Below are 26,230 nucleotides of genomic sequence, written 5' to 3'. Positions count from 1 at the left end.
TTCGCCAAGGAGGGTGCTTCCCGAAGACAGCCATAACGCTTGCTTATCCGGGCATAAGCAAGCGGACGGTTACCGCGCCCCGCGAGCAGGACTACAATAGCGGCGAAAGACGATCTTCGAAAGGAACGCCATGAAAGAGTACGACATCGTCATCGTAGGCGCCGGCCCTGCCGGCGTGAGCGCAGGCATCTACGCCGCAAGCCGCGGGCTCGAAACCCTCATCCTGGAGCAAAAGGCCGTGGGCGGCATCATCGGCGGCGTGTCCACCGTCACCCACTACGCCGGCATCCTCGACGACGAGACGGGCGCCACCTTCGCCCGCCGCCTCGAAGCCCAGGCGTTGGAAGCCGGCATCGAGATCGTCTACGACCAGGTGGAGCGCGCCGCCCTTGCCGGAGAGACTAAGACGGTGTTCACCGGCACGGAATCTTACCGAGCTCCACGCGTCGTCCTCGCGAACGGCAGCACGCCGCGCAAGCTGGGCGTGCCCGGCGAGGCCGAGCTGCAGGGCAAGGGCTGCGGGCTGAACGCGGCACGCGATGCGACGACGTACGAAGGCAAAAGCGTTTACGTGATCGGCGGAGCCGACGGAGCCGTGAAGGAAGCTCTCTACCTGGCCCGGTTCGCCCGACAGGTGTCCATCGTCTGCGTGGAAGACGAACTCGCCTGCATCGCGGAATTCCGCCGCAAGACGGCGGCAACGCCGAACATCCAAGTGGTTCCGGCCACGCGCGTGGGAGCGCTGCACGGCGCGGACCGCGTGGAAGCGCTCGACCTCGTGTCGTTGGCGGACGGCCGAACGCGCACGGTAGAGGACGACGGCTGCGGCGTGTTCGTCTATGCCGGGTCGGAGCCCAACACCGCCCTCTACGCCGGAGAGCTGCGCCTCGAGAACGGTTTCATTCCCACGAACGAACGCATGGAGACGAGCATCTCGGGCGTGTACGCGGCGGGCGATATCCGCGCGAAGCAGCTGCGCCAGGTAGCCACCGCCGTTTCCGACGGCGCCATCGCCGCCGTCAACGCCGCAACCCTCTAGCGCACGCTCGCCTCCGAAGGCTCCTCGGGTTCCGGCGTGCCTTCGAAGGCACGGTCGACAGGCGCCTCCGGCATGGCGCCGCAGCCCGCGCAGCCGTCGCACGACCCGCCGCACCCCGACACCGCACCGCCTTCGCGCCGCTTGCGCGCTATGCGCCGAACCGCGAGCGCCACGAGGACCGCGACGGCCGCGCCCAGCGCGAGCGTGCCCGCGCCCGCCACGCCGTCCTCCAGCGCAAGGCCCACGCCGCGCACCGCGAACGCCGCCGCCCAGGCCACGGCCAGCTGCCCGAACACCATGCCCAGCGCCCATCTCCCGCCCAGCTCGCGCCTCACCGACGCGATGGCCGCCACGCACGGCGTGTACAGCAGGCAGAACACCAGCAAACCCAGCGCCGCCAGCGGCGTGATGGCCGCCACCAGGCTGGCCGTGCTGCCGAACAGCACCGACAACGTGGACACGACGCTCTCCTTCGCCATCACGCCCGTCACGAGCGCCGTCGAGATGCGCCAGTCGTCGAAGCCCAGCGGCGCGAACACGGGCGCGATCCAGCCGGCCACCACGGCCAGCATGCTGTCCTGCGAGTCCGCCACCACGTTCAGCCCGAAGTCGAACGTCTGCAAGAACCAGATGACGATCGTTGCCAAGAAGATGATGGTGAACGCCCGCTCCAGGAAGTCCTTCGCCTTCTCCCACAGCATCTGCGCCACGTTGCGCGCGCTGGGCATGCGGTAGTTCGGCAGCTCCATGACGAACGGCACCGCCTCGCCCGAGAACATCGTCGACCGCATGAGCAGCGCCGCCAGCACACCTACCGCGATGCCGCCGAAGTACAGCCCCACCATCACCGCCGCGCCATTGGCCGGGAAGAACGCCGCCGTGAAGAACGCGTAGATGGGAAGCTTCGCCGAGCAGCTCATGAACGGCGTCAACATGATGGTCATCTTGCGGTCGCGCTCGGACGGCAGCGTGCGGCTGGCCATGACCGCCGGCACCGTGCAGCCGAAGCCCACCAGCATGGGAACGATGCTGCGTCCCGACAACCCGATGCGCCGCAGCAGCTTGTCCATCACGAACGCCACGCGCGCCATGTAGCCGGAGTCCTCCAAAAGCGACAGGAAGAAGAACAGGGTGACGATGGTGGGCAGGAAGCTGAGCACGCTGCCCACGCCGTTGAACACACCGTCGATGACGAGCGACTGCAGCACCTCGTTCACGTGCGCCGCCGCAAGCCCCGACGCCACCACGTCCGTGAGCGCGGAGATGCCCGCGTCCAGCAGCTCGGACAGCCACGCCCCCACCACGTTGAACGTGAGCCAGAACACCAGCGCCATGATGGCGACGAACGCGGGGATGGCCGTGAACGGGCCGGTCAGCAGCTTGTCGATGGCCGTGCTGCGCGCATGCTCGCGACTCTCGCCGGGCTTCACCACCGTCCGCTCGCACACCCGCCCGATGAAGCCGAACCGCATGTCGGCGATGGCCGCCGAACGGTCGAGCCCGCGCTCGGCCTCCATCTGGCTGATGATGTGCTCGAGCGCGTCCTTCTCGTTCTGGTCGAGGTCGAGCCGCTCCAGCACCAATCGGTCGCCCTCGGCCAGCTTGCTCGCGGCGAACCGCGGCGGGATTCCCGCGCGCTCGGCATGGTCCTCGATGAGCGCCATGATGCCGTGCAGGCACCGGTGCACGGCGCCGTCGTGCTCATCGGGTGCGCAGAAGTCCTGGCGCACGGGCGGCTCCTGGAACCGCGCCACGTGCAGCGCGTGGTCCACCAGCTCGCCGATGCCCTCGTTCTTGGACGCCGAGATGGGAACGACGGGGATGCCCAGCAGCTTCTCCATCTCGTTCACGTCGATGGTGCCGCCGTTGCCCTCCACCTCGTCCATCATGTTGAGCGCCAGCACCATGGGCATTCCCAGCTCCATGAGCTGCATCGTCAGGTACAGGTTGCGCTCCACGTTCGTGGCGTCCACGATGTTGATGATGCCGCGCGGCTTCTCGTCCAGCAGGAAGCGGCGGGTGACCACCTCTTCGCTGGAGTACGGCGACATGGAGTAGATGCCCGGCAAGTCGGTGACGCATGCCTCGGGATGCCCCTTGATGCAGCCGTCCTTGCGGTCCACCGTGACGCCGGGGAAGTTGCCCACGTGCTGGTTCGACCCGGTCAGCTGGTTGAACAGCGTGGTCTTGCCGCAGTTCTGGTTGCCCACGAGCGCGAACGCGAGCGGCGTGCCCTCGGGCAGGGGGTTCTCCTCGGAGCGGTCATGGAACTTGCCGCCCTCGCCGAGGCCGGGATGCGGGACGGGCTTGCCGAGCGGGCGGCTCTCCTGCGCGTCGGCCGCGTCGCGCATGTCGACGATCTCGATCTTGCGCGCATCGTCGCGCCTGAGCGTTAGCTCGTAGCTATGGATGCGCACCTCCAGCGGGTCGCCCATAGGGGCATGCTTCACCATGGTCACGTCGACCAGCGGGATGATGCCCATGTCCAGGAAGTGCTGTCGAAGCGACCCCTCGCCGCCCACGGCGGCCACGGTCGCGGTTTTCCCGATGGGAAGATCGTTCAGAGTTGTCAACGCCCGTCTCCTCGCAACGGCCGGGCAACCCCCTCGCCCTGCCGCTTTGCTCGCTTACAGTCCGAAGCACATGGTACCGCGAAACAACCCGTGACGCACGAAAAAGTTTCCCATGGTGAACGATTGACGCACCGAACCGCCGGGCACGTGCAGCTTCCCGGCGATATTTCAGGTAGAACATTCGCGTTGGATCGACCGGCAGCATGCTCTTCGCCATCTTGAGCGCACGTCGAAGCCGTCTCGGCGCCCCACTGCCCGACCGCTTCGGCGAAGTTCCCGACTTATGCGCACCTCTGCCATGAAAAGGGGGCAAAACGACAATGTAGGCGAGTTATGCGCACATGGCAGGAAGCCTGGATTCGCCGCTGCGGACGCTTAGAAAACCGTGCAGCCCTCTGAACAGGCGTTTCTCCACCCCTTCATCCCGCGTGGCCAAACTCGGCCCCGCAAAAGCGCGCGAAACGCGGGAATAGGTGTGGCAGAAGTGCGCATAAGTCGGGGACTTGATGGTTTTCGGGCCTTTTCGATGGCAGAAGCCTTGCAGCGGAGACGCGCAGCTGGCGCCGGCAGGAAAACCCTCCGGCTGACGCCGCACGGGATCCTTCGACTCCGGCCTACGGCCTGCGCTCAGGATGACAACCTGAACCCTACATCCTGCGGGCGGGACGACAGGACGGGCCGGTGCTCGCCGAGACTGGCTGAGGGGGGGGCTCGCTCGCAGCGCTTCTTCGCGCCAAATGAAAAAGCGGAGGGAAAGGGGGTTCCCTCCGCTTGCAAGCGCGACGGATAGCCAGACGAGAGGAGCTTCCGCCGCCGGGTAAGCAGAATCGTGATCGAAAGCCTTGCAATGATCGAGGAACCACAGCTTATCCGCTTGGGATCCGCTCGCTCGATCGCTTCGCTTTCGATGGAAGTTATATTAAGCTAACAATCGTCACGACGCAATACGAGTTAGCCAAGGCATACATTTCCTTCACATCTCAGCCGACCGCGCCCTCCGCCGCCGAACGCCGCCCCGCCCCACGGGGCCGCCCGGCGCGCACGAAAAAAGGGCCGCGCCCCTCTCGGACGCGGCCCTTCCCTGTCGTCACCTGGATCGACGACTTGCAACCTGCGGCGCGGCACAGCGCGACACGGCGCGGCGCCGACAGCGACTACTCGGCCCAGTCGTGAATGACGGCCTCGATGTTGTTGCCTTCGGGGTCGTGCACGAACGCCGCGTAGTAGCCCGGATGGTAATCGCGCGGGCCGGGCGCCCCGTTGTCCGTGCCGCCGGCGGCCAGCGCCGCCTCGTAGAACGCATCCACGGCAGCGGCATCGGCGGCGCGCAGCGCGACATGCGTCGGGACGGCCTCGGCGCCCTCGGGCAGCGGCGCCACCCACACGTCGCCCGGCTCGCCCTCCACCAGAAGCTGCATGCCGCCGGGATACTCGATGCCGCGCGCATACCCCAGCGGGGCGAGCGCGGCCTCGTAAAACGCCTTCGCCTGCTCGACGTCCTTCACCTTGATGCTCACGTGGTCGATCATAGCATGCTCCTTTTCTCTAGCCGTTCTGCGTGCTCAGCTCTTCGAGATTGCCCTCCAACGGCAACGGGCCGTCCATCTCCTCGTCTTCCGCAGCCTCCATGCCGGCAACGTCCTCGTGGCCGGGCAGGATCATGTTCAGCACGATGCCCACCACCGAGCCCACCGCCAGACCCGACAGAGAGATGACGATGCCGCCCACCGGCACCACGATGGCCCCGGCAGCGCTATAGGCGATGCCCAGCGACAGCACCAGGATCAGCGCGGTGATCAGCACGTTGCGGCTCTTCATGAAGTCGACGTGGTTCTCCACGAGGTTGCGGATGCCCACGGCCGAAATCATGCCGTACAGCACGAGCGACACGCCGCCGATGACGCAGGCCGGCATGGCCGCGATGACGGCCGCGAACTTCGGGCAGAACGAGAACGCGATGGCGAAGCAGGCCGCGATGCGGATGACGCGCGGATCGAACACCCTGGTCAGCGCCAGCACACCCGTGTTCTCGCCGTAGGTGGTGTTGGCAGGGGCGCCGAACAGCGACGCGAGGATGGTGGCCAGGCCGTCGCCCAGCAGCGTGCGATGCAGGCCGGGTTCGGCGATGTAGTTGCGGTTGCAGGTCGAGCTGATGGCCGACACGTCGCCGATATGCTCGATCATCGTGGCGAACGCCAGCGGCATGATGGTGATGACGGCCGTGATGGCCAGCCCTGCATCGAAGTTCGCACCGACGATCGAAAACACCGTCTGATCCCAGGCGAACGGCAAGCCGATCCACGCCGCCTCGGCCACGCCCGTAAAGTCCACCTGTCCCGAGACCGCAGCCACGAGGTACGCTCCGATCACGCCCAAGAGGATGGGAATGATCTTGACCATGCCCTTGCCCCAGATGTTGGCGATGACGATGATGGCGATGGCCACCAATGCGATGGGCCAGTTCGTGGACGCGTTCGTGATGGCCGAGCTGGCCAGGATGAGCCCGATGGAGATGACGATGGGCCCGGTGACCACGGGCGGAAAGAAACGCATGACCCGCGTGGCGCCGAACACTTTGAACAGCGCCGACAACACGAGGTACAGAAGGCCCGCGCACGCCACGCCCAGGCAGGCGTACGGCAGCAGATCGGCCTCGCCGTTCGGCGCGATGGCCGCATAGCCCGCGATGAACGCGAACGACGAGCCCAGGAACGCGGGCACTTTGCCCTTCGAGACGAAATGGAACAGCAGCGTGCCCAGGCCCGCGAACAACAGCGTCGCGGAAACGGACAGGCCGGTCAGCGTCGGCACCAGGATGGTGGCGCCGAACATGGCGAACATGTGCTGCAGCCCGAACACCGCCATCTTCGGCTTGCCGAGCTTTCGTGCGTCGTAGATCGCTTCCGGGCTGTCTTGAGCCCCCATCGTCGGCGTCGATTTGCTCTCGCTCACGTGATACCCCTTGTCTGTCGAGCCTTCGGCTGATGGCCCGTCCGACCCCTGGAGCACGCGGACCGACCGGTAGTATTTTGCCACAACACGGCCCGCCGTGCGGCATCAATGCCGACGAGTCCCCTTACTTTTCCCGGGACGGCGTTCCCCCGCCGACTTGCCCGACCGCCCTCCGCCTTGCGAGGAGGTCTTTCCGGTCGAAGGCTTCGGCTTCGGCCGAGCCTTTCCCGGCCCGCTCGGCCGCGCTTTCGACGGCGCCTTGCCCGAGTCGTTCGGCTTCGACTGCGCCTTCGCGCGCACGTCGGCTCTCGTGCGGGCGCCCTTGCCGCTTGCCGCCGGCTTGCGCTCCTTGCCGCCGCCCTCGCCTTGGGGTCTCAGCAGGCATTTCGGGCCATAACCCACCAGATCCATGCGCCCGGCGCGGCGTAGCGCCTCCAGCACCAGATCGCGGTTCTTCGGATCGCGATATTGGATGAGCGCGCGCTGCAGCGCCTTCTCGTGCGGGCTCTTCGGCACGTACACCGGCTGCATGGTGCGCGGATCCACGCCCGTGTAGTACATGGCCGTGGACATCGTGGAGGGCGTGGGATAGAAGTCCTGCACCTGCTCGGGCATGTAGCCGAGATCGCGGCAGTACTCAGCCAGCTCGACGGCCTCGTCCAGCGTGGAGCCCGGATGCGACGACATGAGGTACGGCACCAGGAACTGCTTCATGCCCAGCTGGCGGTTGACCTGCTCGTAGCGCTGCGCGAAGCGCTGGTACACCAGGTTGCGCGGCTTGCCCATCACCGACAGCACGGCATCCGACACGTGCTCGGGCGCCACCTTCAGCTGGCCGCTGACGTGGTGGGCGCACAGCTCGTTCAAGAACGCGTCGCCGTGCTCGCGATCGGCCAGCACGTAGTCGAACCGGATGCCCGAGCGCACGAACACCTTCTTCACGCCCGGCAGCTTGCGCAGCCGGCGCAGCAGACCCAGGTAGTCGGAGTGGTCGGCCCTCAGCTGCTTGCAGGGCTCGGGGTACAGGCAGCGCTTGTGCGGGCACGCGCCCGCCTTCAGCTGCTTGGCGCAGGCGGGCGCGCGGAAGTTCGCCGTGGGGCCGCCCACGTCGTGGATGTAGCCCTTGAAGTCGGGCTCCTCGACGATGGCCCGCGCCTCGTCCACCAGCGAGTCGTGGCTGCGCGTCTGCACGATGCGACCCTGGTGGAACGTGAGCGCGCAGAACGAGCACTCCCCGAAGCAGCCGCGGTTGCTGGTCAGGCTGAACTTCACCTCGCTGATGGCGGGCACGCCGCCGGCCGCCTCGTACATCGGGTGGTACGTGCGCGCGTACGGCAGTCGGTACACGGCGTCCATCTCGCTTTGCGTAAGCGGCGCGGCGGGAGGGTTCTGCACGACGAACTCGTGGTCGGAATACGGCTCCACGAGGCGCTTGCCAGTGAAGGGATCGCTGTTCTCGTACTGCACGGCGAAGCTGCGCGCGTACTCCAGCTTGTCATCCTGCATGGCGGGAAACGACGGCAACGTCACCGCGTCGTACACGTGCTCGAGCGACGCGGCGCGGTACACCGTGCCGTCGATGAACGTGAGGTCCTCGATGGCCAGCCCCGCGTTCAACGCGTCGGCGATCTCGATGATGGAATGCTCCCCCATGCCGTACGACACGAGGTCGGCCCCCGAATCCAGCAGGATGGAGCGCTTCAGCTTGTCCGACCAGTAGTCGTAGTGCGAAAGCCGCCGCAGGCTGGCCTCGATGCCGCCCAGAATGAGCGGAGTCTTCTTGAACGTGCGCCTGATCAGGTTGCCGTACACCACGGCAGCGTGGTTCGGACGCCGGCCCGCCTCACCGCCCGGCGAGTACGCGTCGCTGCGTCGACGCTTCTTCGCCACCGTGTAGTGGTTCACCATCGAGTCCATGTTGCCGGCCGATACGAGGAAGGCCAACCGCGGCTCGCCGAACACGGCGACGCTTTCCGGATCGTTCCAATCGGGCTGCGCGATGACGCCCACCTTGTAGCCGTTCGCCTCCAGCAGACGCGTGATGATGGCCATGCCGAACGAAGGATGATCGACGTAGGCGTCGCCCGACACGTATACGAAATCGACCCGATCCCAGCCGCGTTCGAGCATCTCCTCGCGCGTTACCGGCAGAAACGCCGCTTTCATGGCACCAACCCTCCCGTTTAGTATGCGATTCGAGTCTACCTTAAACGAACGGGCCGTCGAAGCACAACGCTTCGACGGCCCAAAATCGCACAACAACGAGAGGGATTCAGCCCTGCATGGGCGGTTGACCGGCGGGCGGCACATGCGGCGGCTGCTGAGAAGGCGGGCAGCCCGCCGCTCCCGCCAGCTCGAACGGCATGGGGTCGTCCTGGCCGCGCCAAGCCGGCACGTCGAACTGACGCGTCCAGTACCCCAGCGCACGCACGATCATCATCTCAACGAACACGTACATGCCCGCGCTCAGAACACCGCACAGGACTGCGAGCACGAGAACGACGCCGCCCGTGGCGAACACGATGGCCCAGACGGCGGCACCGGGATGCGCCGATTGGATGTTCAGGTTGCCGCCAGTCATCGCGAAGCCGACGAACAGTCCGATAAACACGAGAACGAATATGAGGACGGATGCGACGATGCCGATGGCGATGGCCAGCAGGAGGGCCATGCCGAGAATGCGCAGCAAGCCGCCGAAATCGTGACGGATCATGGCCCAGATCTTACCGAACTGGAACCCCGCGGCCAGGCGGCCGTATATGCTCATGCGCATGGAACCCACCCATGAGAACAGCGTCGCGAAAAACGCCGCCGCAATGATGAGCAGCGAGAATACCATCGTCGACAGTCCGACGAACAGAAACACGCCGCCGTGCCTGCCGCCCGACCATGCGGTACCCAGGCCCATGACGCCGCCCCATACCGCTTCCAGCACCCACGGAGCCAGCATGAACACGAAGCCGATGACCATCGCGAAGAAGCCGCGGCTGTACAGCTTGCCGTCCTCGTTGCCGAAGATGCGCTTCGGCATGGGACCGTGCACGTCCCATGCGATGTCGCGCGCCCATCCGTACAGGTAACCCAGCACGACCAGCCAGCCGAAGATGGGCACGAAGCTGAGCAACGACAGCAGAATGAGCTTGCCGAACCACCCCGGCGTGTTCTTGATATCCTGCCAAGCAGCGTTGAAGTAACCGGTTTGCATTAGCGACCTTCTTTTCCGTTTGCGTTTGCCACCACTATAAGCGCGCGTATTCCCCAGAATCCGTTTCGTTGCCATTCCGTCAGTAAGACGAAACCCGCTCTCGAATGCCGTCAGACGTTAAGAGACCCCCAGGATCTGGGGGTCTCTTCTACAAGCATGTTCGACGGTCGTAAGACCAACGAAGCGGAAGTTACTTGAGGGTGACGGCCGCGCCGGCTTCCTCGAGCTTGGCCTTGATCTCCTCGGCCTTCTCCTTGTTCACACCCTCCTGGATGGCCTTCGGAGCGCCCTCGACGGCCTCCTTGGCTTCCTTCAGGCCCAGGCCCGTGATCTCACGGACGACCTTGATGACGGCGATCTTGTTGTCGCCGAAGCCCTCGAGCACGACGTCGAAGTCGGTCTTCTCCTCGGCGGCAGCGCCACCCTCGGCCGGAGCGGCAGCGGCCACGGCCACGGGAGCGGCGGCGGAAACGCCAAACGTCTCCTCGATGTCCTTCACCAGTTCGGACGCCTCGAGCAGGGACATCTCCTTGAGGGCCTCGATGATCTCTTCGCGAGTAACAGCCATGTTAGTTTCCTTTCAAAGTGGCCGGGTCTCCCCGACCGGTATGTGTAACGTTCGGTTTAGGCAGCGTTCATCACGCTGCCAGCACTGCGTTTAAGCAGCTTCCTTCTGATCGGCCACGGCCTTCGTGACCTGAGCGAGACCGCTGGGAACGCCGTTGAGGGCAACAGCGAGGCCGCGGGCGACACCGGAAATGGCGCCGGCGATCTGGGCCAGCAGCTCTTCGCGGGACGGCAGCGACGCGATGGCCTCCACCTGAGCGGCGGACACCTGCTCGCCTTCCATCAGGCCACCCTTGATCTCAAGGTTCTTGTTGGCCTTGGCGAACGTCTTCACGGCCTTGGCGGCCGCGGCGACGTCGTTGCCGGCGAACACGAACGCGCTCGGGCCGGCAAGCATGTCGTCGAGCGTGGGCAGGTTCGACTCCTCCAGGGCGATGTGCATGAGCGTGTTCTTGTACACCTTCAGGCTCGCACCGGATTCGCGAATAGCCGTGCGCAGGGCCTGGATGTCCTTCACGGTAAGACCGCAGTAGTCCACGACCCACATGGCGGAAACGCCATCGAGATCTTCCTTGATCTTGACCAGCGTCTCTTGATTCTTCACGTTGGGCATGTAGTACACCTCCTTCTTTTCAAACTCGGGTTCCGCCCCTCGCGGGTGGGAATCGTCGCTTGAAAACAAGAAACGACCCCCGCCGTCTCGTGACAGCAGGGGTCGTCAAAGCGCGAAACTTATCAGAACCACCTCGGCGGGCCGCATCTCTGCGATTAAACCTTGCGGTGCCAGCTGTCTTGGGCAGCGGAACGAACTAAACAACTTGCTTATTGTACCCCGCCCAAAACGAATGTCAAGCGTTTTCCTTACGCCGCGTCGCCCTTGGCGTCGGCCGTATCCTCGGCCTGCTTCGTGGTTTCCTCGGCCGCCTTCTCGCCGATGTTCGTCTTCGTGTTGCCGATGATCTCCTCGACGGGGCTCGTCGGCTCGGCTTCCACGTACTTGAACGCGATGGCGTCGCCTTCCTTGTACCCGACGATCTCGATGAGGCCGGGCAACGCGAAGTCGTAGATGCCCTTGTCGCCCTCGAGCGTCACGTAGAAGTGCGAGTTGCCTTCCACCACCGCCTGCGCGATGTGGCTGATCGTGCCTTGCGCCTCAAGCGAGCCGGTGCCCACGTTCGAATCGGCCAGCACGCCGTTCGTGGCCAGCAGCGCCTGGTAGGCTTTCTGGCACTCGGCCACCGTGTTGCCCACGGCCACGTTCTGGTAGCGTTGGATGTCCAGCATGGCGAACTGCTTCACCAGTCCCGCGTCGTCCTTGAGCGCCATGAAGTACGTCGGCTGTCCGGACACGTTGATCAACAGCGGGAACGTGGCGCGGTAGCGCAGGTTCTGCACCTGGCCCTCGGCCGACTGCATCGCCGAGTCCTCGGTCGCGCCCGACACCGAGTAGAAGTGCGACTCGGCCGTGCGCTGGTTGATCAGCACGAAGCCCACGATGGAGTTGTCCGCCGTGGCCGAGGTGACGCCCGTGTACACCCACACGTCGTCGTCCTTGGCGATGTAGTTGTACCCCAGGTTGCCGTCGGTGCCCGGCGTGGTCTGCACGACGTTGCGCTGGCCCAGCACGGAGTTCAGCCAGCCGTCCTTGTACTTGCCCGACCAGTTGTACTGCTCAAGCAGCAGGTCGGTGGGATAGGCGTGGTCGACCCATTGCGGCACGTCTTCGATAGCCAGGTCCTGCGTCTCGCCCGTAGTGGCGTCCACCATGACCACGCGCTTGATGGTGGTGCCGCCGAACAGGCCGATGGTGCGCGTCTGCACCGGGCATATCCACCACGGATGGCCGTCGTCGTCGATCTCGAACGACTTCTGGTCGAACATGTAGAACGGATAGCTCAGCTGCACGTGACGGTCGATGTTGCGCACGAGCGGCTCGGACTCCGAGTAGTAGATGGGGCTGTCGCCCAGCTTGACGATCTCGGCGTCCTGCGTGGTCATGTTCACCAGGGCGTACGCCGGGATGCCGCCCTCGCGGTTCGTGAACCACTTAAACAGGTCGGCGTAGCCCAGCGGACTCACGCGCACCGGCGCGCTCTGATAGTTGATCTGGCTGTACAAAGGCGAGATCTCGAACTGGCTGACGTACTCGGGGATGGAGCCCATCTCGCGGTTGCCCAGCAAAATGGCCGAGCTGCGGTCGATGACGGGGATCTCCGAGTAGTTCACCTCTTTGATGTCGTCGGCGAACGTCTCCTCCACCGTCTGCAACACGTTGGCGTACTTCGCCGCGTTGCCCGGGAAGATCGACAGCGACGCCACGGCGCCCAGCACGCCGACGACGGCCACCAGCACCGGCAGGTACGACGCCCACTTGAAGGCCTTCGCCTTGCCCTCGTTCGGCTCGACCTTGCCCGTGCCGTTCTTGTAGCTGTGCGACTTGCTCCAGAACAGCAGGAACAACGGCAGCAGGATGAACACGGCCACGAACATCCACGTGTCGGTCGAGTGGATGTTGATGGGCGGATGGAACCACCAGTAGGCCGCGAGACCCACGAGGATGATGACGATGGCGGCCACGATGAGCGCGCGCTTGCCCCACGAGGCCATGCGGTCGGCGAACGGGATCTCCACGTTCACGTGCGGCGGCTGAGCGCCGCCTCCCCCGCCTCCGGCGCGTCCTGCCCCGCCCGACGGCGCTTCATGGTCGGCATCGAACCGACCGTCCACGTTTACCCCTGATTGTTTGAGCGCTTCGATCAGCGCATCGAATCCGGATGTCTGTTTCACGGCATCCCTTCCCAAGCGTACCGATAGTTAAAGTATCCAGTATACGACAAAGCGCCCGACCGCTCTTCGCAATCGGGCGCCGACGTTACCTCTTCTTTACAAAAGGCTGCGCAGCACGAACGGCAGGATGCCGCCGTGCTGGTAGTAGCGGCCCTCGGTGGGCGTGTCCACGCGGACGGTCGCCCGGAACGTCGTCGTCTGGCCGTCCGCGCGCTCGGCGGTCACGTCCACCACGCGCGGCTCGGGCAGCCCCTGCGAGAAGTCGATGGGCGCCACCGTGTACAGCTCCGAACCGTCCAGTCCCAGGCTCTCGGCGCTCTCGCCCTCTTGGAACTGCAGCGGCAGGATGCCCATGCCGATGAGGTTCGACCGATGGATACGCTCGAAGCTCTCGGCGAACGCGGCGCGGATGCCCAGAAGCGCCGGGCCCTTCGCCGCCCAGTCGCGCGACGAGCCGCTGCCGTACATCTTGCCGGCCACCACCACGAGCGGCGTTTCCGCAGCCTCGTAGTCCATGGCCGCGTCGAACAGCGGGCGCACCTCGCCGGTGGCGAAGTCGCGCGTCCAGCCGCCCTTCTTCCCCTCGGCCAGCTTGTTCTGCAGCTTCACGTTGGCGAAGGTGCCGCGCATCATCACCTCGTGGTTGCCGCGGCGCGCGCCGTAGGTGTTGAAGTCGGCCGGAGCCACGCCGCGCTCCTCCAGGTAGCGGGCCGCGGGCGAGTCGGCGGCAATGGAACCCGCCGGCGAGATGTGGTCGGTGGTGATGAAGTCGCCCAGCAGCGCCAGCGCGCGAGCGGCCTCAACGGGCTTCGGCGCGGAGGGCTCGCGCTCCATGCCGTCGAAGTACGGGGCGCGGCGCACGTAGGTGGACGCGTCGTCCCAGCTGAACGTGTCGCTGGGTTCGCTGCCCAGCGCGGCCCAGGCCGCATCGCCGTCGTACAGGCCGCGCGTGCCCTCCTCGTACAGGGAGCAGTCCACATGCTGGGCCACCAGCGCGGCGATCTCCTCGTCGCTGGGCCAGATGTCGGCCAAGAGCACCGGGGTGCCGTCGGGACGCGTTCCCAGCGCGTCGTGCTCGAGGTCCGCGTCCATGGTGCCCGCCAGCGCGTAGGCGATGACCGCGGCGGGAGCCGCCAGGTAGTTCTGCGACACGTCGGGCGAGATGCGACCCTCGAAGTTGCGGTTGCCCGACAGCACGCTGGCCAGCTCGATGTCCTCGGCCACCTCGTGCAGCTCGTCCAGGATGGGACCCGAGTTGCCGATGCAGCTCATGCAGCCGAAGCCGCACGTGTAGAAGCCCAGCGCCCGCAGCCCGTCCAGCAGCCCGGCGCGCTCCAGCAGAAGCTCGGTGGCCTTGCTGCCCGGAGCCAGCACGCACTTCACCCAAGGCTGGGGCTTGAGGCCGGCGTCGGCAGCCTTCTTCGCAACGAGGCCCGCGGCCAGCATCATCGAGGGGTCGGTAGCCGTCGTGCAGCTGGTCACCGCCGCGATGGCCAGCGCGCCGTGGGTCAGCTCGCACGCTTCGCCGTCGAGATCGACCGCCACGTGCTTGGACAGGTCGAGGCCGCGCTCGTCGCACACGGCGCGGAAGCGCTCCTGCGCCTCGGCCAGCGGGATGCGGTCGTGCGGGCGCGACGGGCCGGCCAGCGAGCGCTCCACGGAGCCCAGGTCGAACTCGATCACCTCGGCGTAGGTGCGCGCGGGCGCGTCCGCGTCGTTCCAGAAGCCCTGCGCCTTGGCGTAGGCTTCCACGAGCGCCACCTGCTGCTCGCTGCGGCCGGTCAGACGCAGGTACGTCAGCGTCTGCTCGTCCACCGGGAACAGCGTGCAGGTGCTGCCGTACTCGGGCGTCATGTTGGAGATGCACGTGCGCTGCGTGGCGCTGAGCGCGTCGAGGCCCGGGCCGAAGCACTCCACGAAGCAGCCCACCACGCCCTTCGCGCGCAGCATCTGCGCGAACGACAGCGCCACGTCCATGGCTGCCACGCCCTCGCCCAGCTCGCCCGTCAGGCGCACGCCCACCACCTTCGGCACGAGCGTGGTGATGGGCTGGCCGAGCGCGGCCGCTTCGGCCTCGATGCCGCCCACGCCCCAGCCCAGCACGCCGATGCCGTTGGCCGTGGGCGTGTGGCTGTCGGTGCCCACCAGCGTGTCGAAGTACGCCGTCGGCGGCTCGCCGGGCGCGCCGTCGGCGGTCATGGTCACGTGGGCGAACTGCTCGATGTTCAGCTGGTGGCAGATGCCCGCTCCGGGGGGCACGATGCGCACGTTCTCGAACGATTCCTGCGACCACTTCAAGAAGTCGTAGCGCTCCTTGTTGCGCGAGAACTCCAGCTCCATGTTCTGCGCGAGCGCGCCCGCGCAGCCGGCGACGTCGGCGATGACCGAATGGTCGATCACGAGGTCGCAGGGAATCTGCGGGTTGATCTTCGTCGGGTCGCCGCCCAGCTGAGCGCAGGCCTCGCGCATCACGGCGAAGTCCACGAACACGGGCACGCCCGTGAAATCCTGGAACAGCACGCGCGCCGGCGAGAACTCGATCTCGCTGCCCACGACGCCCGCGCGCCCCGCTTCCACGATGCGCGCGGCCAGCTCCTCGGCCGCCTCCGGCGTTTCGGCGTTGCGCAGCACGTTCTCCAGCAGCACCGTCAGCGAGTACGGCAGCTGCTCCGAGCCGGCGACGGCCGAGACCGGATAGTAGGCGTACGTCGTGCCGTTCACGTTCAGCGTCGAAGCGAATCGGCTGTTCTCTTGGCTCATAGGTTCTCCTTACTCCAACGTTTTAGAATGCCGCGATCAGGGCATCGGTGAATTCCGTGCAGCTTGCCGCCGGCTTGGACGAGCCGGTGGCCTTGCGAATGTCGGCGGTCAGGTGCGCGCCCTCCGCGTACACGGCGCGCACCGCGCGGCGGATGCGCTCGGCCGCCTCCGCTTCGCCCAGATGGTCGAGCATCATGGCCGCCGACAGTATCTGGGCGGTGGGGTTGGCCTTGTCTTGCCCCGCGATGTCGGGCGCCGAGCCGTGCACCGCTTCGAACACGGCGTACTCGTCGCCGATGTTCGCGCCCGGCGCGATGCCGAGGCCTCCCACGAGACCTGCGGCCAGGTCGCTGGCGATATCTCCGTAGAGGTTCGGGAACACGACCACGTCGAACAGCGCAGGATCCATAACCATGTTCATGCAGAACGCGTCGACGATGCGCTCTTCGAACGCCGCATCTTCGGCGCGCTCTGCGGCAACCTCGCGCGCCGCGCGCAAAAACAAGCCGTCGGTATGCTTCATGATGTTCGCCTTGTGCACGGCGGTCACCTTGCGGCGTCCGTGCCTGCGCGCGTAGTCGAACGCGAAACGCACGATCCGTTCGGACGCCGCCTTCGAGATCGGCTTGACGGAGATGCCGGAATCGGGACGGATAGCGCCCGCGCCCTCTTCCTCGCACAGCGCGATCAGCTTGCGGGCGCCCTCGGAGCCCTCTTCAAACTCGATGCCCGCGTACAGGTCTTCGGAGTTCTCGCGCACGATGACGATATCCACGCCGTCGTAGCGGCCGCCCGCCCCCGGAATGGACAGGACGGGGCGCAGGCACGCGTACAGACCGAGTTCCCGGCGCAACGCCACGTTCACGCTGCGGAATCCCGTGCCCACCGGCGTGGCGACGGGTCCCTTGATGGCCACCTTGTTCCGCTTGACCGCTTCGATGGTAGAAGCAGGCAGCGGCGTGCCGTGCTCCTCCACGAGATGCGCCCCCGCCTCGGCCACATCCCAAACGATATCGGCGCCGCTGGCCTCCACCACCCGTTGCATGGCGGCCGACGTCTCCGGGCCGATGCCGTCACCGGGTACGAGGGCCACGGTATGCGATGCCATGTTCTCTCCTTCTGCAATTGTTCGAACGATGCCCCTTTGCGCCGCCTTCTGGGCCGACGCGACGAAACGAGCCCGGAAGGCTCGTCGGAATGCCGTGCGCTAGTTCTGCACGTTGTCGATGATTTGCTGCGCACGGCGCTTGAGCGGCCCTTTGCCGTTGGAGGCGTCGAAGGCCATGCGCGCGCCCAGCTCTTTCTTTACGGAAGGTGCCAGCTTGCCCGCCGAGAAGTCGATAACCGACACCAGCATATCCTGGAACTCCAGGTCGCCATGGTAGCACTGGATAGCCTCGTCGATGAGAGGCCACACACGCTCAGAACGGTTCTCCGTCGTAGCGCCCAGCTTGCAGAGGAACCGCATGGCTGCCAAACGCACCGGCCCGCTCTCCTCGTCGAACAACGCGGTTTCGGCTCCGGGAACCGCTTTGTCGCACGTGCGGGAATCGTGGTCGACCATCGTGGTGAGGATATCGAGGCACTCCCAGCGCGTCTGGGCTTCGGGGCGATTCAGCGCGTCGATGACGGCAGCGCCGAACGGGATCATCAAATCGGGATGATCCTTGGCAAAGAAGGAGAGCGCCGCTGCTGCGTTCTGGCGCTCGCGCCTCGACGGACCCGACAGCGCACCCACCAGCTGCTTGAACTTGCGTTCGTTTCCGAATGCCTCTTCGGCGATGTTCCTGGCTCCCTGTGTCTTTTCGCTCACCGCTCGCTCCTCGTCCTCATGTGGGAAAATGTATAGTATTCTCCCTTTCCATTATACCCTCGGCCACCAAGCGCCCCCGCAGCAAGCGCAGAATTAACATGAGCGAAACCGATAGGCGGCAGCCGAAAACCCGGCAATACGACTGAGCGGACGCAAGCGTGGTCGAATGCGAAAGCGGCAGCCCGAAAGGGCCGCCGCTCAAAGCAGTGTGCGTGTCAGTCGAGGTTATTCCGGCAGCTCGCTGGCCTTGTTGTCGCCCGACTGGAGCTTGCCGATGCCCTCGTCGTACTTCGACTTGATATCCTGGATGCGCTGATCGTACGTGGAATAGTCGAAGGGCTGTTCCTCGGTGGCGCTGTCGATTTCCGTATACAGGTCGATATAGGAGTTCAGCGCGTCCTTGAGATCGGCCGTGCCGTCGACGTACTCCTTCTGGATATCCTTGAGGGCGTCGGGGACGTTGAGGTTGCTCAGGTCGTCGATAGCCTTGAACGCGTTGTCGGCCTGCGTGCGCATGCCCACCACGTCGCCGCGCGATACCGCATCGGTAAAGCTCTCCAGACGGCTCTTCAGGTCGTCCATAGTTTGGTTGACCTGAGTCATGTACTGACGGTTCTCGGATTGCTGTTGCGCGGCCGCCGTATCCTGCTGCGCGCATCCGCCCAGAGCCGCCACCATCAAGACGCCTGCGAACATGGCGACCAGCACCTTGGCGAATCTCGTATGTTTCATGTCGTACCTGCTCTCTTGCATCGAATCATCGTTGAACTATCGTAGCGGTTCGCCCGCCGTCGCGCCGGGGATGCGACGCGTTCGTATCGGAACGGTTTCCGGGTCCGCAACCTAGCTTGCCGGCTTGTCCGTCGTGCCTCCGGGGTCGGGCGTCGGCGTGGGAGTGGGCGTCGGATCGGGATCCGGCTTCGGCGTCGGATCGGGGGTTGGAGTAGGAGTCGGATCGGGCGTGGGCGTGGGCGTCGGCGTGGGAGTAGGCGTCGGCGTCGGCGTCGGCGTCGGCGCAGGATCGTCCTTGCCCTTGTCGGCGTCCTTGTCCTCGGCGTCCTTCTTCTTCTCGTCATCCTTCTCGTCGTCGGTGTTCGACGAGCTAGCGGACCCTCCCACATGGTAGGTCGGATCGGAGAAGTTCTTGTACGTGGGATCGGCCGCCTGCGGGAACTGCTCGGTCGGCTGGCCGTCGAGCACCGCGCTCATGAAGCGGCTGAAGACGTCGTCCGCACCCGTGCTGGTAGGGATGGTCACCTGGTTGCTGGGATCGCCGAACCAAATGGCGGTGGCCAGCTGCGGCGTGATGCCGCAGAACGTGATGTCCTTGTAGCTTTCGCTCGTACCCGTCTTCGCCGCGACCACCTGGCCGTTCGGCAGAGCGGCCTTCTGTCCGGTGCCCTCGGAGGTGTTCACCACGCTCTTCATGACCTCGGTGGCCGCGTGGGCGACTTCAGGCGATATGACCTGTTCGCGATGCGTCTTCGAAAGCGAGGTGTCGGGCGTGGTGTTGTCGACGATCACCTCGCCCTTCGAGTTGGTGATGGTGAGGACGGGCGTTGGATCAATGCGCACGCCGCCGTTCGCAATGACAGCGTAGGCGCTGGCCATGTCGAGCATCGTGACGTTCGACTGGCCCAGCGTGAGCGACGGGTTCGCGCTGAGCGCGGAGGTGATGCCCATGTCCTTGGCGACCTTGATCACCTTGTCGATGCCCACGGCCATCTCAAGGCGAACGAAGCCCGTGTTGGACGACACGGCGAACGCGCGCTGAATGGAACGGGTGCCGTAGTTGTAGTTGTTGATGTTCTCCAGCGGAGGGATGGTGGAGCCGTACTCGGTATTGGGAATAGTGGCCGGCGACGAGCAGTCCACCATCGTCTGCGGGCTGATGCCCGCTTCGAGCGCTGCGATGAGCGTGAACACCTTGAACGAGGAGCCGGACGGACGGCCCGGATTGGGAACGCCGCGCTCGCCCGTGGCCAGGTTCAGCTTCTGAGTAGCCCACTCGTCGTCCTCGCCGCCCACCATGGCCTTGATGTAGCCCGTTTCGGGCTCGATGGCCACAAGCGCACCGTAGATCGCCGGATTGAGACTCTCCCGCTTCTCCTTGATGGCGGCCTCGGCGGCCTCCTGGGAGTCGACGTCCAGCGTGGTCTGGATGGTCAGGCCGCCTTTGAACAGCTCATCGTCGGAATAACGATAGTCGCCGTCGGGATCCATGAGCAGGTCGCGCACGTAGCTGCTGAAGTAAGGATACTTCTCCAGGCCATCCACCGTGGTCTCGGTCGTGTTGAGCACGATGCCCTCCGCCTGGGCGGCATCGTGCTCTTCCTGGGTGATGTAGCCGTTCGTCAGCATGCGATCCAGCACGAGGTTGCGACGCGCGAGGCAGTTGTCCTCATGGTCGATGGGATTGTTGTACGTCGGCGACTGCGGAATGCCGATGAGCGCGGCCGCCTCGGCCAGCGTGAGCTCGCTTGCATGCTTCGAGAAGTAGCGCTGCGACGCGGCTTCGATGCCGTAGGCGCCGGAACCGTAGTTGATGGTATTGAGGTACATGAGCAGGATTTCGTCTTTGGAGTACTGTTCCTCCAACTTGACGGAGAGATACATCTCGCGCACCTTGCGCTTGAACGAGATATCGTTCATCTCGTCGGCCAGGATAGTGTTGCGCACGAGCTGCTGCGTGATGGTGGACGCGCCCTCCTTGCCGGAACCGGTGAGGTTCACGTACACCGCGCGCGCGATGCCCGCGAGGTCGAAACCGCCGTGTTCGTAGAAGCGCTCGTCCTCGGTAGCCACGGAGCCCTCGCGCACGTACTCGCTGATCTGGTCGAGCTCGACGGGGTCGCGGTACTCGACCTGGAAGCGGGCGAGCTCCGTACCGTCCGACGCCAGCATGATCGACGGCAGCGACGAGTTGAGCTGGCCGGCATCGGACACGTCGTAGTCCTCAAGGTCGCCGATCCACGACGAACCGAGGGCGTAGACGCCTGAGAAGCCGGCGACGATCACGGCCAAAAAGACCGTGAACACCGCAAGGAAGCCGATGGAAGGATGCTTTTTCTTGATCCCCGGCCTATTCTTTATAGAACGTGAAGCCACGTGTCACCTCCAAAAAACTCCGCCCATTGTAACATCGGGGCACAGGCCCCCATGAATCAACACAAGTTCGTTGGAAAAAGGTCACACGGGAAAACGCCCGGTCGGGAGCTCAAAACGTGGTTGATGCAAGCAGGGTGCAGCGCTTTTTTCTCGGGCGCGGGAGCCCGCTTGCGGTCCGTTGCGCGCGTGCCGCGCCGATTCGAGACGCTCGCAGCGTGCGATCGGCGCGGCGAAGGACGCTCGGGCCTCAGGCGGTGCCCCCGCGCCAAAAGGCGCTGCGCTTATCCCGCAAGCACCGCCTCGTCGGCCGCGAGGGCGTCTTTCGCAAGCGCCAGCTGCGCGCGCACGGCCGCGTGCCCGGTGCCGCCCTCGGTGGTGCGGGCCGCCACGATGCTCTCCAGATCGAGCGAGGCCGTGATGTCCTCCTCGAACAGGTCGCTTTCGGCTTTGAAGTCGGCCAGCGTCAAGTCGTCCAAGTCGCAGCCGCGCTGCTCGCATACCAGCACGAGGTGCCCCACCACCTCGTGGGCGCGCCTGAACGGCATCCCCTTCTTAGCCAGGTAGTCGGCCACGTCGGTGGCCGCCAGGTAGCCCTTCTTCGCCTGCGCCGTCATGGCCTCGGGCACCACGCGCATCGTCTCGATCATGCCGGCCGCGCACACGAGGCAATCCTCCAGCGTCTTGGCCGCGTCGATGGCGCCTTCCTTGTCCTCTTGCAAGTCCTTGTTGTAAGCCAGCGGCAGCGCTTTCATGGTGACCAGCAGCGCCACGAGGTCGCCTACCACGCGGCCCGTCTTGCCGCGGATAAGTTCGGCGAAATCGGGGTTCTTCTTCTGCGGCATGATGGACGATCCCGTGGAAAACGCGTCGGACAGCTCGATGAACCCGAACTCCGAGCTGGACCACAGCACGATCTCCTCGCACAGCCGCGACAGGTGCATGCACGACACGCTGCACGCGTACGACAGGTCCAGCAGGAAGTCGCGGTCGGACACGGCGTCCAGCGAGTTCGGGATCACCCGCGAGAAGCCCAGCTCGGCCGCCGCCATCTGCCGATCGAGCGGGTACGTGGTGCCCGCGAGCGCCGCCGAACCCAGCGGGCTCGCGTCGGCCGCCGTGCGCGCGGCCGCCAGGCGCTCGAAGTCGCGCGCGAGCATCCACACGTAGGCCAGCATATGGTGCGAGAACAGCACCGGCTGGGCGTGCTGCAGATGGGTGTAGCCGGGCAGGACGACGTCGAAGTGCGCCTCGGCCTGCCGGACGAGCGCCTGGCGCAGCGCCACGTTCGCCGCCATGAGGTCCTCGCAGCGCTGCTTGGCGAACAGGCGCGTGTCGGTGGCCACCTGGTCGTTGCGGCTGCGGCCGGTGTGCAGGCGCGCGCCGGCGTCGCCGATGTCGGCGATGAGCGCGCGCTCCACCGACATGTGGATGTCCTCGTCGTTGATGTCGAACGCGAAGTCGCCCGCCTCGATGCGCGCCTTCACGCGGTCGAGCCCCTCGACGATGGCCTCCGCATCGGCGGGCTCGATGACGCCCGCCGACGCCAGCATGCGCGCGTGCGCCTGCGACCCGGCTATGTCCTGCGCGTACAGCGCCTTGTCAACCGGCAGCGACGCGCCGAAGCGTTGGGTGAACTCGCTCACGTTCTCGGTGAATCTGCCCGACCACAAAGCCATGACGTCCCCCTTAAGCCTTCTCGGCAGCGCCCTGCAGGGCCGCTTCCGCTTCTTCGACGACCGCCGCGTTCTCAGCCTCGGCCACCTGCTTCCACACCGGCGTCACGTCCTCGTACGCACCCTTCGTCAACGGTCCGACCTTCTTCTGCGCGTCGAACAGCTCGGCCGGCGCGCCCTCCTGCCGACGGTTCGAGGCCCACGTCTTGGCAGAGAGCGTTTGCAGCTGGATGAAGCCCTTGGCCGCCGCGTGGTCGAACGAGTCGTCCTTGTCGTAGGTGGCCAGCGCGTAATCGTACAGGGAGTAGGCGCTCTTGCGGCCCACCACGGTGCAGGAGCCCTTGTAGAACTTGAGCTTCACCGTGCCGGCCACACAGCGCTGCGTGGAGGCGAGGAACGCGTCGACGGCTTCCTTGAGCGGCGAGAACCACTGGCCGTTGTACACGCACTTCGCCCACTCCTGCTCCATGCCCAGCTTGAAGTGCAGCACCTCGCGCTCCAGCACCAGGTCTTCCAGCGCCTTGTGAGCCTGGATGAGCGACAGCGCGCCCGGCACCTCGTAGCACTCGCGGCTCTTCACGCCCACCAGCCGGTTCTCGATCATGTCGATGCGGCCGTAGCCGTGCTTGCCGGCGATCTCGTTCAGCGCGTAGATGATACCGAGGAAGCTCTTCTGGCTCCCGTCGATGGCGTACGGCAGACCGCGTGCGAACTCGAGCTCCACGTACTGCGGCTCGTCGGGAGCTTCGGTGGGATCGACCGTCATCGTGTAGATGTCCGTCGGCGGCTCCATCCAGGGATCCTCCAGGACGCCGCACTCGATGGCCCGGCCCCACAGGTTATCGTCGATGGAGTACGGCGACTTCTTCGTGGTGGGAACCTCGATGCCGTGCGCCTGAGCCCATTCCATCTCCTCGGAGCGGGTGTGCAGATCCCATTCGCGCACCGGGGCGATAATCTCGATGTCCGGATCAAGCATGAGGATGCTCGCCTCGAAGCGCACCTGGTCGTTGCCTTTGCCCGTGCAGCCGTGCGCGATGTACTTCGCGCCGAACTTGTGCGCCGCGTCCACAAGGTGCTTGGAGATCAGCGGCCGGGACAGCGCGGACACGAGCGGGTACTTGTTCTCGTACAGGGCGTTGGCGGCCAGCGCCTTGGACAGGAAGTCCTGGGCGAACACGTCGCGCATGTCCACGACCAGGCATTCCACGGCGCCGGTTTTCAACGCCTTCTGCTTGATCTTCTCAAGGCCCTCATGCTCCTGTCCCACGTCGCCGACCACGGCGATAACGTCGAGGTTCTTCTCCTCCTGGAGCCACTTGATGCACACGGACGTATCCAGTCCGCCGGAATACGCCAGTACCGCTTTGTCCTTCTGCTGGGTTTGCTGAGTCTGCTGCTGAGCCATGGTAGGGTCCTTCCCCCGTGTTCGGTTGTCGTCGGGATGCCCGGTCATGGTGCGGCTGCGAAGGCGCCTCCCCCAGCGCTCGCCGGACGGTAGGGGTATGCGCGCGCCCATCGCGGTTCTCACCGCGCAAGGCTGTCGTCGTGCGCACCACGGCTTTTCGTGGTGACAGGCATCAGAGCCGGGCGGCTCGGACGCTGTTGCTTGTACTAAGCGTGGGGATGAGTGCAGGGAGAAAAGCGTCCCCGCCAAGAAATATAGTCGACGACTAGCGTCGTCGCAGTCGGTCGATGGCGCGCTCGACTTCGACGGCAGCCTCAGGGCTCTCCGCCGCGATCATGATCGTGTTGTCGCCGGCCACCGTGCCGAGTGCTCCGCGCAGGCTGGCCTTGTCGAGCGCAGCAGAGACGCCGGCTGCTCCGCCGGAGAACGTCTTCACTACGACCATGTTGCCTGCCACGTGCACCTCTTCAACCAATTCGGATACCATGCGCTGGAGCCGCATTTCCTCAGGGAGAACGTAATAGCCCTCACGAGACTTCACCAGACCCATGTCCATGATGTCGCGGGAGATCGTGGCTTGAGTGCATTCGTAGCCAGCGGCCTGCAGCTGATTGGCGAGATCGCGCTGCGTCTTGACATTATGTTCGCGAATGATGTCGCGAATGATGTCGTGCCGTTGTTGACGTTTTCTCATGCCCTCGATACTCTCTGTTCCCGTTCAAGAACGATCACATACGGTTCCGATCACAAGTACCTTCGCGGGGTATGCAGAATTGCGCAAGACCCGACGAAAATATGCATTAAATAGTACCCTATCCGTGAGCGTTCCGACCCCAGAATTTCAAAAAGTGCAGAAAGATTTTCGACGAACGTCCTTGCAGTCGTTATCCTGAACGAGCGCAGCGACCCTGTCATCCTGAGCAAGTCGAAGGATCCCGCAAGGTGCCAACCGTGAGACTTCCTGCTGTCGCCGCTCGGGATCCTTCGACTCCGCGCTTCGCGCCTCGCCCAGGATGACAGCCTACGGCGCCTCGCTCAGGATGACAGCCGCCCTTTCAGAACAACAGCGCCGCAAGCTTCTGCACCAGCACGTCCACGTCCTCCTTCGAACACACCAGCGGAGGCAGGAAGCGCAGCGTGCGCGGGCCGGTGAAGTTGAGCAGGAGGCCCTCGTCCAGGCCGGCCAGCACCACGTCGGGGGCGCTCACGCCCTCGGCGAGGTCGCAGGCCACCATGAGCCCCAGGCCGCGCACCTCTTCCACTTGCGGCAGCGCCGCCAGCTTCTCGCGCAGGTACGCGCCCGTGCGCTCGGCGTTGCCGGCGGCGTCCTCGGCCGCCAGCGCCCGCACGGTGGCCTCGGCCGCCGCGACGGCCAGGCAGCTGCCCCCGAAGGTGGAGCCGTGGTCGCCTGGATCGAACGACGCCGCCACCTGGGCGCGCGCAGCGCACATGCCCATGGGGAAGCCCGAGGCGATGCCCTTGGCAATGGTCACCACGTCGGGCGTGACGCCGAAGTGCTGGAACCCGAAGGGATACGTGCCGCAGCGGTACATGCCGCATTGGATCTCGTCGCACATGAACAGCGCGCCGCGCTCGGCGGTAAGGCGACGCACCGCGGCCAGGAACTCGGACTCGCACGGATGCACGCCGCTCTCGCCCTGCACGCATTCCACCATGACGGCGCAGATGCCGTCGCCCTGCGAGGCGAACAGCGACTCGAGCGCCTTGATATCGTTGATGGGCGTGCGGACGAAGCCGTCGGGCAGGGGCTGGAACGCCTCCTGCTTGGCGGGCTGTGCCGTAGCGGCCAGCGTGGCCAGCGTGCGCCCGTGGAAGCTGGCGTCGAGCGTGACGATGAGGCGCGGCGCGGCGGCTGCGGCGGCGCGCACGCCGTCCTCGTCGGCGCCGGCGGCCTCGGCCGCAGCCATCGCGCGCTTCTTGGCGTGCAGTCGCGCCAGCTTGAAGGCGCATTCGTTCGCCTCGGCGCCCGAGTTCGCGAAGAAGCTCTGCCACGGCTCGCGCTCGGCCTCGTCGACGCACTCGTTCAGCAAGTCGGATACGAGGTGCGCCACCTCGCCGCGATGCTCGATGTAGTAGTAGTTGCTCACATGGACGAGCGTGCTCGCCTGCTCCTCGATAGCCGACACGAGCGCCGGATGGCAGTGGCCCAGGCTCACGGCGCCCACGCCCGACACGAAGTCGAGGTACGTGCGGCCTTCCGAATCCTCCACCTGCATGCCGCGCCCGCGCACGAGCTCCACCGGCTTGCGGGCGTACGTGCCCATCACGTATGCGGATTCAAGCTGCTGTTCCTCGATGAAACCCATGGTCGTCCTTCTTTCGCT

At 65.5% G+C, this 26,230-nt stretch carries 18 protein-coding genes; 1 reads left to right on the top strand and 17 read right to left on the bottom strand.

The annotated features are described in order from the left end of the window. The first annotated feature begins 130 nt into the window (after window positions 1-130). Window positions 131-1,039: an NAD(P)/FAD-dependent oxidoreductase gene (locus GT613_RS11450; protein ID WP_009305024.1), complete on the top strand. Its 909-nt coding sequence runs from the start codon at window positions 131-133 to the stop codon at window positions 1,037-1,039. Here GT613_RS11450 and feoB read toward each other — a convergent pair. The 17 genes from feoB to GT613_RS11365 form a co-directional block, all read right to left on the bottom strand. Then, window positions 1,036-3,612, bottom strand: a complete 2,577-nt coding sequence (feoB, locus tag GT613_RS11445; protein WP_009608750.1) for a ferrous iron transport protein B — start codon at window positions 3,610-3,612, stop codon at window positions 1,036-1,038. The genes GT613_RS11450 and feoB overlap by 4 nt on opposite strands. A 1,154-nt stretch (window positions 3,613-4,766) precedes the next feature. Then, window positions 4,767-5,141, bottom strand: coding sequence for a VOC family protein (locus GT613_RS11440; RefSeq protein ID WP_009305026.1), 375 nt, complete (start codon window positions 5,139-5,141; stop codon window positions 4,767-4,769). 16 nt (window positions 5,142-5,157) lie between these two features. Further along, window positions 5,158-6,564 (bottom strand): uracil-xanthine permease family protein, encoded by a 1,407-nt coding sequence (locus GT613_RS11435; RefSeq protein WP_009305027.1) that lies wholly within the window; start codon window positions 6,562-6,564, stop codon window positions 5,158-5,160. 105 nt (window positions 6,565-6,669) lie between these two features. After that, on the bottom strand, window positions 6,670-8,730 hold the full coding sequence (locus tag GT613_RS11430; protein WP_009305028.1) for a YgiQ family radical SAM protein: 2,061 nt from the start codon (window positions 8,728-8,730) through the stop codon (window positions 6,670-6,672). Window positions 8,731-8,836: 106 nt separating this feature from the next. Further along, window positions 8,837-9,769 (bottom strand): DUF4013 domain-containing protein, encoded by a 933-nt coding sequence (locus tag GT613_RS11425; protein WP_009608738.1) that lies wholly within the window; start codon window positions 9,767-9,769, stop codon window positions 8,837-8,839. 190 nt (window positions 9,770-9,959) lie between these two features. After that, window positions 9,960-10,337, bottom strand: coding sequence for a 50S ribosomal protein L7/L12 (gene rplL, locus GT613_RS11420; protein WP_009305030.1), 378 nt, complete (start codon window positions 10,335-10,337; stop codon window positions 9,960-9,962). Window positions 10,338-10,427: 90 nt separating this feature from the next. Next, complete coding sequence (gene rplJ / locus GT613_RS11415; protein WP_009305031.1) at window positions 10,428-10,949, bottom strand: 50S ribosomal protein L10; 522 nt, start codon at window positions 10,947-10,949, stop codon at window positions 10,428-10,430. Between the two features lie 248 nt (window positions 10,950-11,197). Further along, the gene (locus GT613_RS11410; protein WP_114548039.1) at window positions 11,198-13,123 is read right to left on the bottom strand and encodes a Tat pathway signal sequence; all 1,926 of its coding nucleotides are present in this window, start codon (window positions 13,121-13,123) and stop codon (window positions 11,198-11,200) included. Window positions 13,124-13,219: 96 nt separating this feature from the next. After that, window positions 13,220-15,883, bottom strand: a complete 2,664-nt coding sequence (gene acnA, locus GT613_RS11405) for an aconitate hydratase AcnA (protein WP_009608710.1) — start codon at window positions 15,881-15,883, stop codon at window positions 13,220-13,222. 22 nt (window positions 15,884-15,905) lie between these two features. Continuing rightward, the gene (locus GT613_RS11400) at window positions 15,906-16,991 is read right to left on the bottom strand and encodes an isocitrate/isopropylmalate dehydrogenase family protein (protein ID WP_009608769.1); all 1,086 of its coding nucleotides are present in this window, start codon (window positions 16,989-16,991) and stop codon (window positions 15,906-15,908) included. A 99-nt stretch (window positions 16,992-17,090) separates the two neighbouring features. Continuing rightward, window positions 17,091-17,696, bottom strand: a complete 606-nt coding sequence (locus GT613_RS11395) for a hypothetical protein (RefSeq protein ID WP_009305035.1) — start codon at window positions 17,694-17,696, stop codon at window positions 17,091-17,093. 225 nt (window positions 17,697-17,921) lie between these two features. Next, window positions 17,922-18,428, bottom strand: coding sequence for a hypothetical protein (locus GT613_RS11390; RefSeq protein ID WP_035577226.1), 507 nt, complete (start codon window positions 18,426-18,428; stop codon window positions 17,922-17,924). Window positions 18,429-18,539: 111 nt separating this feature from the next. Continuing rightward, the gene (locus GT613_RS11385; protein ID WP_009608733.1) at window positions 18,540-20,804 is read right to left on the bottom strand and encodes a transglycosylase domain-containing protein; all 2,265 of its coding nucleotides are present in this window, start codon (window positions 20,802-20,804) and stop codon (window positions 18,540-18,542) included. A 281-nt stretch (window positions 20,805-21,085) separates the two neighbouring features. Beyond that, window positions 21,086-22,480, bottom strand: coding sequence for an argininosuccinate lyase (argH, locus tag GT613_RS11380; RefSeq protein WP_009608754.1), 1,395 nt, complete (start codon window positions 22,478-22,480; stop codon window positions 21,086-21,088). A 10-nt stretch (window positions 22,481-22,490) separates the two neighbouring features. Next, window positions 22,491-23,885, bottom strand: a complete 1,395-nt coding sequence (locus tag GT613_RS11375) for an argininosuccinate synthase (protein WP_009608767.1) — start codon at window positions 23,883-23,885, stop codon at window positions 22,491-22,493. Between the two features lie 265 nt (window positions 23,886-24,150). Next, window positions 24,151-24,579, bottom strand: a complete 429-nt coding sequence (locus GT613_RS11370) for an arginine repressor (protein ID WP_009305040.1) — start codon at window positions 24,577-24,579, stop codon at window positions 24,151-24,153. Between the two features lie 361 nt (window positions 24,580-24,940). Beyond that, entirely contained in the window at window positions 24,941-26,212 is a 1,272-nt protein-coding gene (locus GT613_RS11365) for an aminotransferase class III-fold pyridoxal phosphate-dependent enzyme (protein ID WP_009608736.1), read from the bottom strand. Window positions 26,213-26,230 lie beyond the last annotated feature (18 nt).

The organism is Eggerthella sp. BIOML-A4 (genome assembly GCF_009875575.1).
Lineage (GTDB): Bacteria > Actinomycetota > Coriobacteriia > Coriobacteriales > Eggerthellaceae > Eggerthella > Eggerthella lenta.
The sequence above is the reverse complement of the archived record's forward strand: the minus strand, read 5'-3'. Positions and strand labels throughout refer to the sequence as shown.

Bases quoted from the DNA above. Each gene is read 5' to 3' on its own strand.
- rplL (WP_009305030.1), bottom strand. From the start codon at position 10,337: ATGGCTGTTACTCGCGAAGAGATCATCGAGGCCCTCAAGGAGATGTCC.
- GT613_RS11375 (WP_009608767.1), bottom strand. From the start codon at position 23,885: ATGGCTCAGCAGCAGACTCAGCAAACCCAGCAGAAGGACAAAGCGGTA.
- GT613_RS11370 (WP_009305040.1), bottom strand. From the start codon at position 24,579: ATGAGAAAACGTCAACAACGGCACGACATCATTCGCGACATCATTCGC.
- GT613_RS11450 (WP_009305024.1), top strand. From the start codon at position 131: ATGAAAGAGTACGACATCGTCATCGTAGGCGCCGGCCCTGCCGGCGTG.
- GT613_RS11440 (WP_009305026.1), bottom strand. From the start codon at position 5,141: ATGATCGACCACGTGAGCATCAAGGTGAAGGACGTCGAGCAGGCGAAG.
- GT613_RS11365 (WP_009608736.1), bottom strand. From the start codon at position 26,212: ATGGGTTTCATCGAGGAACAGCAGCTTGAATCCGCATACGTGATGGGC.
- GT613_RS11390 (WP_035577226.1), bottom strand. From the start codon at position 18,428: ATGAAACATACGAGATTCGCCAAGGTGCTGGTCGCCATGTTCGCAGGC.
- argH (WP_009608754.1), bottom strand. From the start codon at position 22,480: ATGGCTTTGTGGTCGGGCAGATTCACCGAGAACGTGAGCGAGTTCACC.
- acnA (WP_009608710.1), bottom strand. From the start codon at position 15,883: ATGAGCCAAGAGAACAGCCGATTCGCTTCGACGCTGAACGTGAACGGC.
- GT613_RS11400 (WP_009608769.1), bottom strand. From the start codon at position 16,991: ATGGCATCGCATACCGTGGCCCTCGTACCCGGTGACGGCATCGGCCCG.
- GT613_RS11425 (WP_009608738.1), bottom strand. From the start codon at position 9,769: ATGCAAACCGGTTACTTCAACGCTGCTTGGCAGGATATCAAGAACACG.
- rplJ (WP_009305031.1), bottom strand. From the start codon at position 10,949: ATGCCCAACGTGAAGAATCAAGAGACGCTGGTCAAGATCAAGGAAGAT.
- GT613_RS11430 (WP_009305028.1), bottom strand. From the start codon at position 8,730: ATGAAAGCGGCGTTTCTGCCGGTAACGCGCGAGGAGATGCTCGAACGC.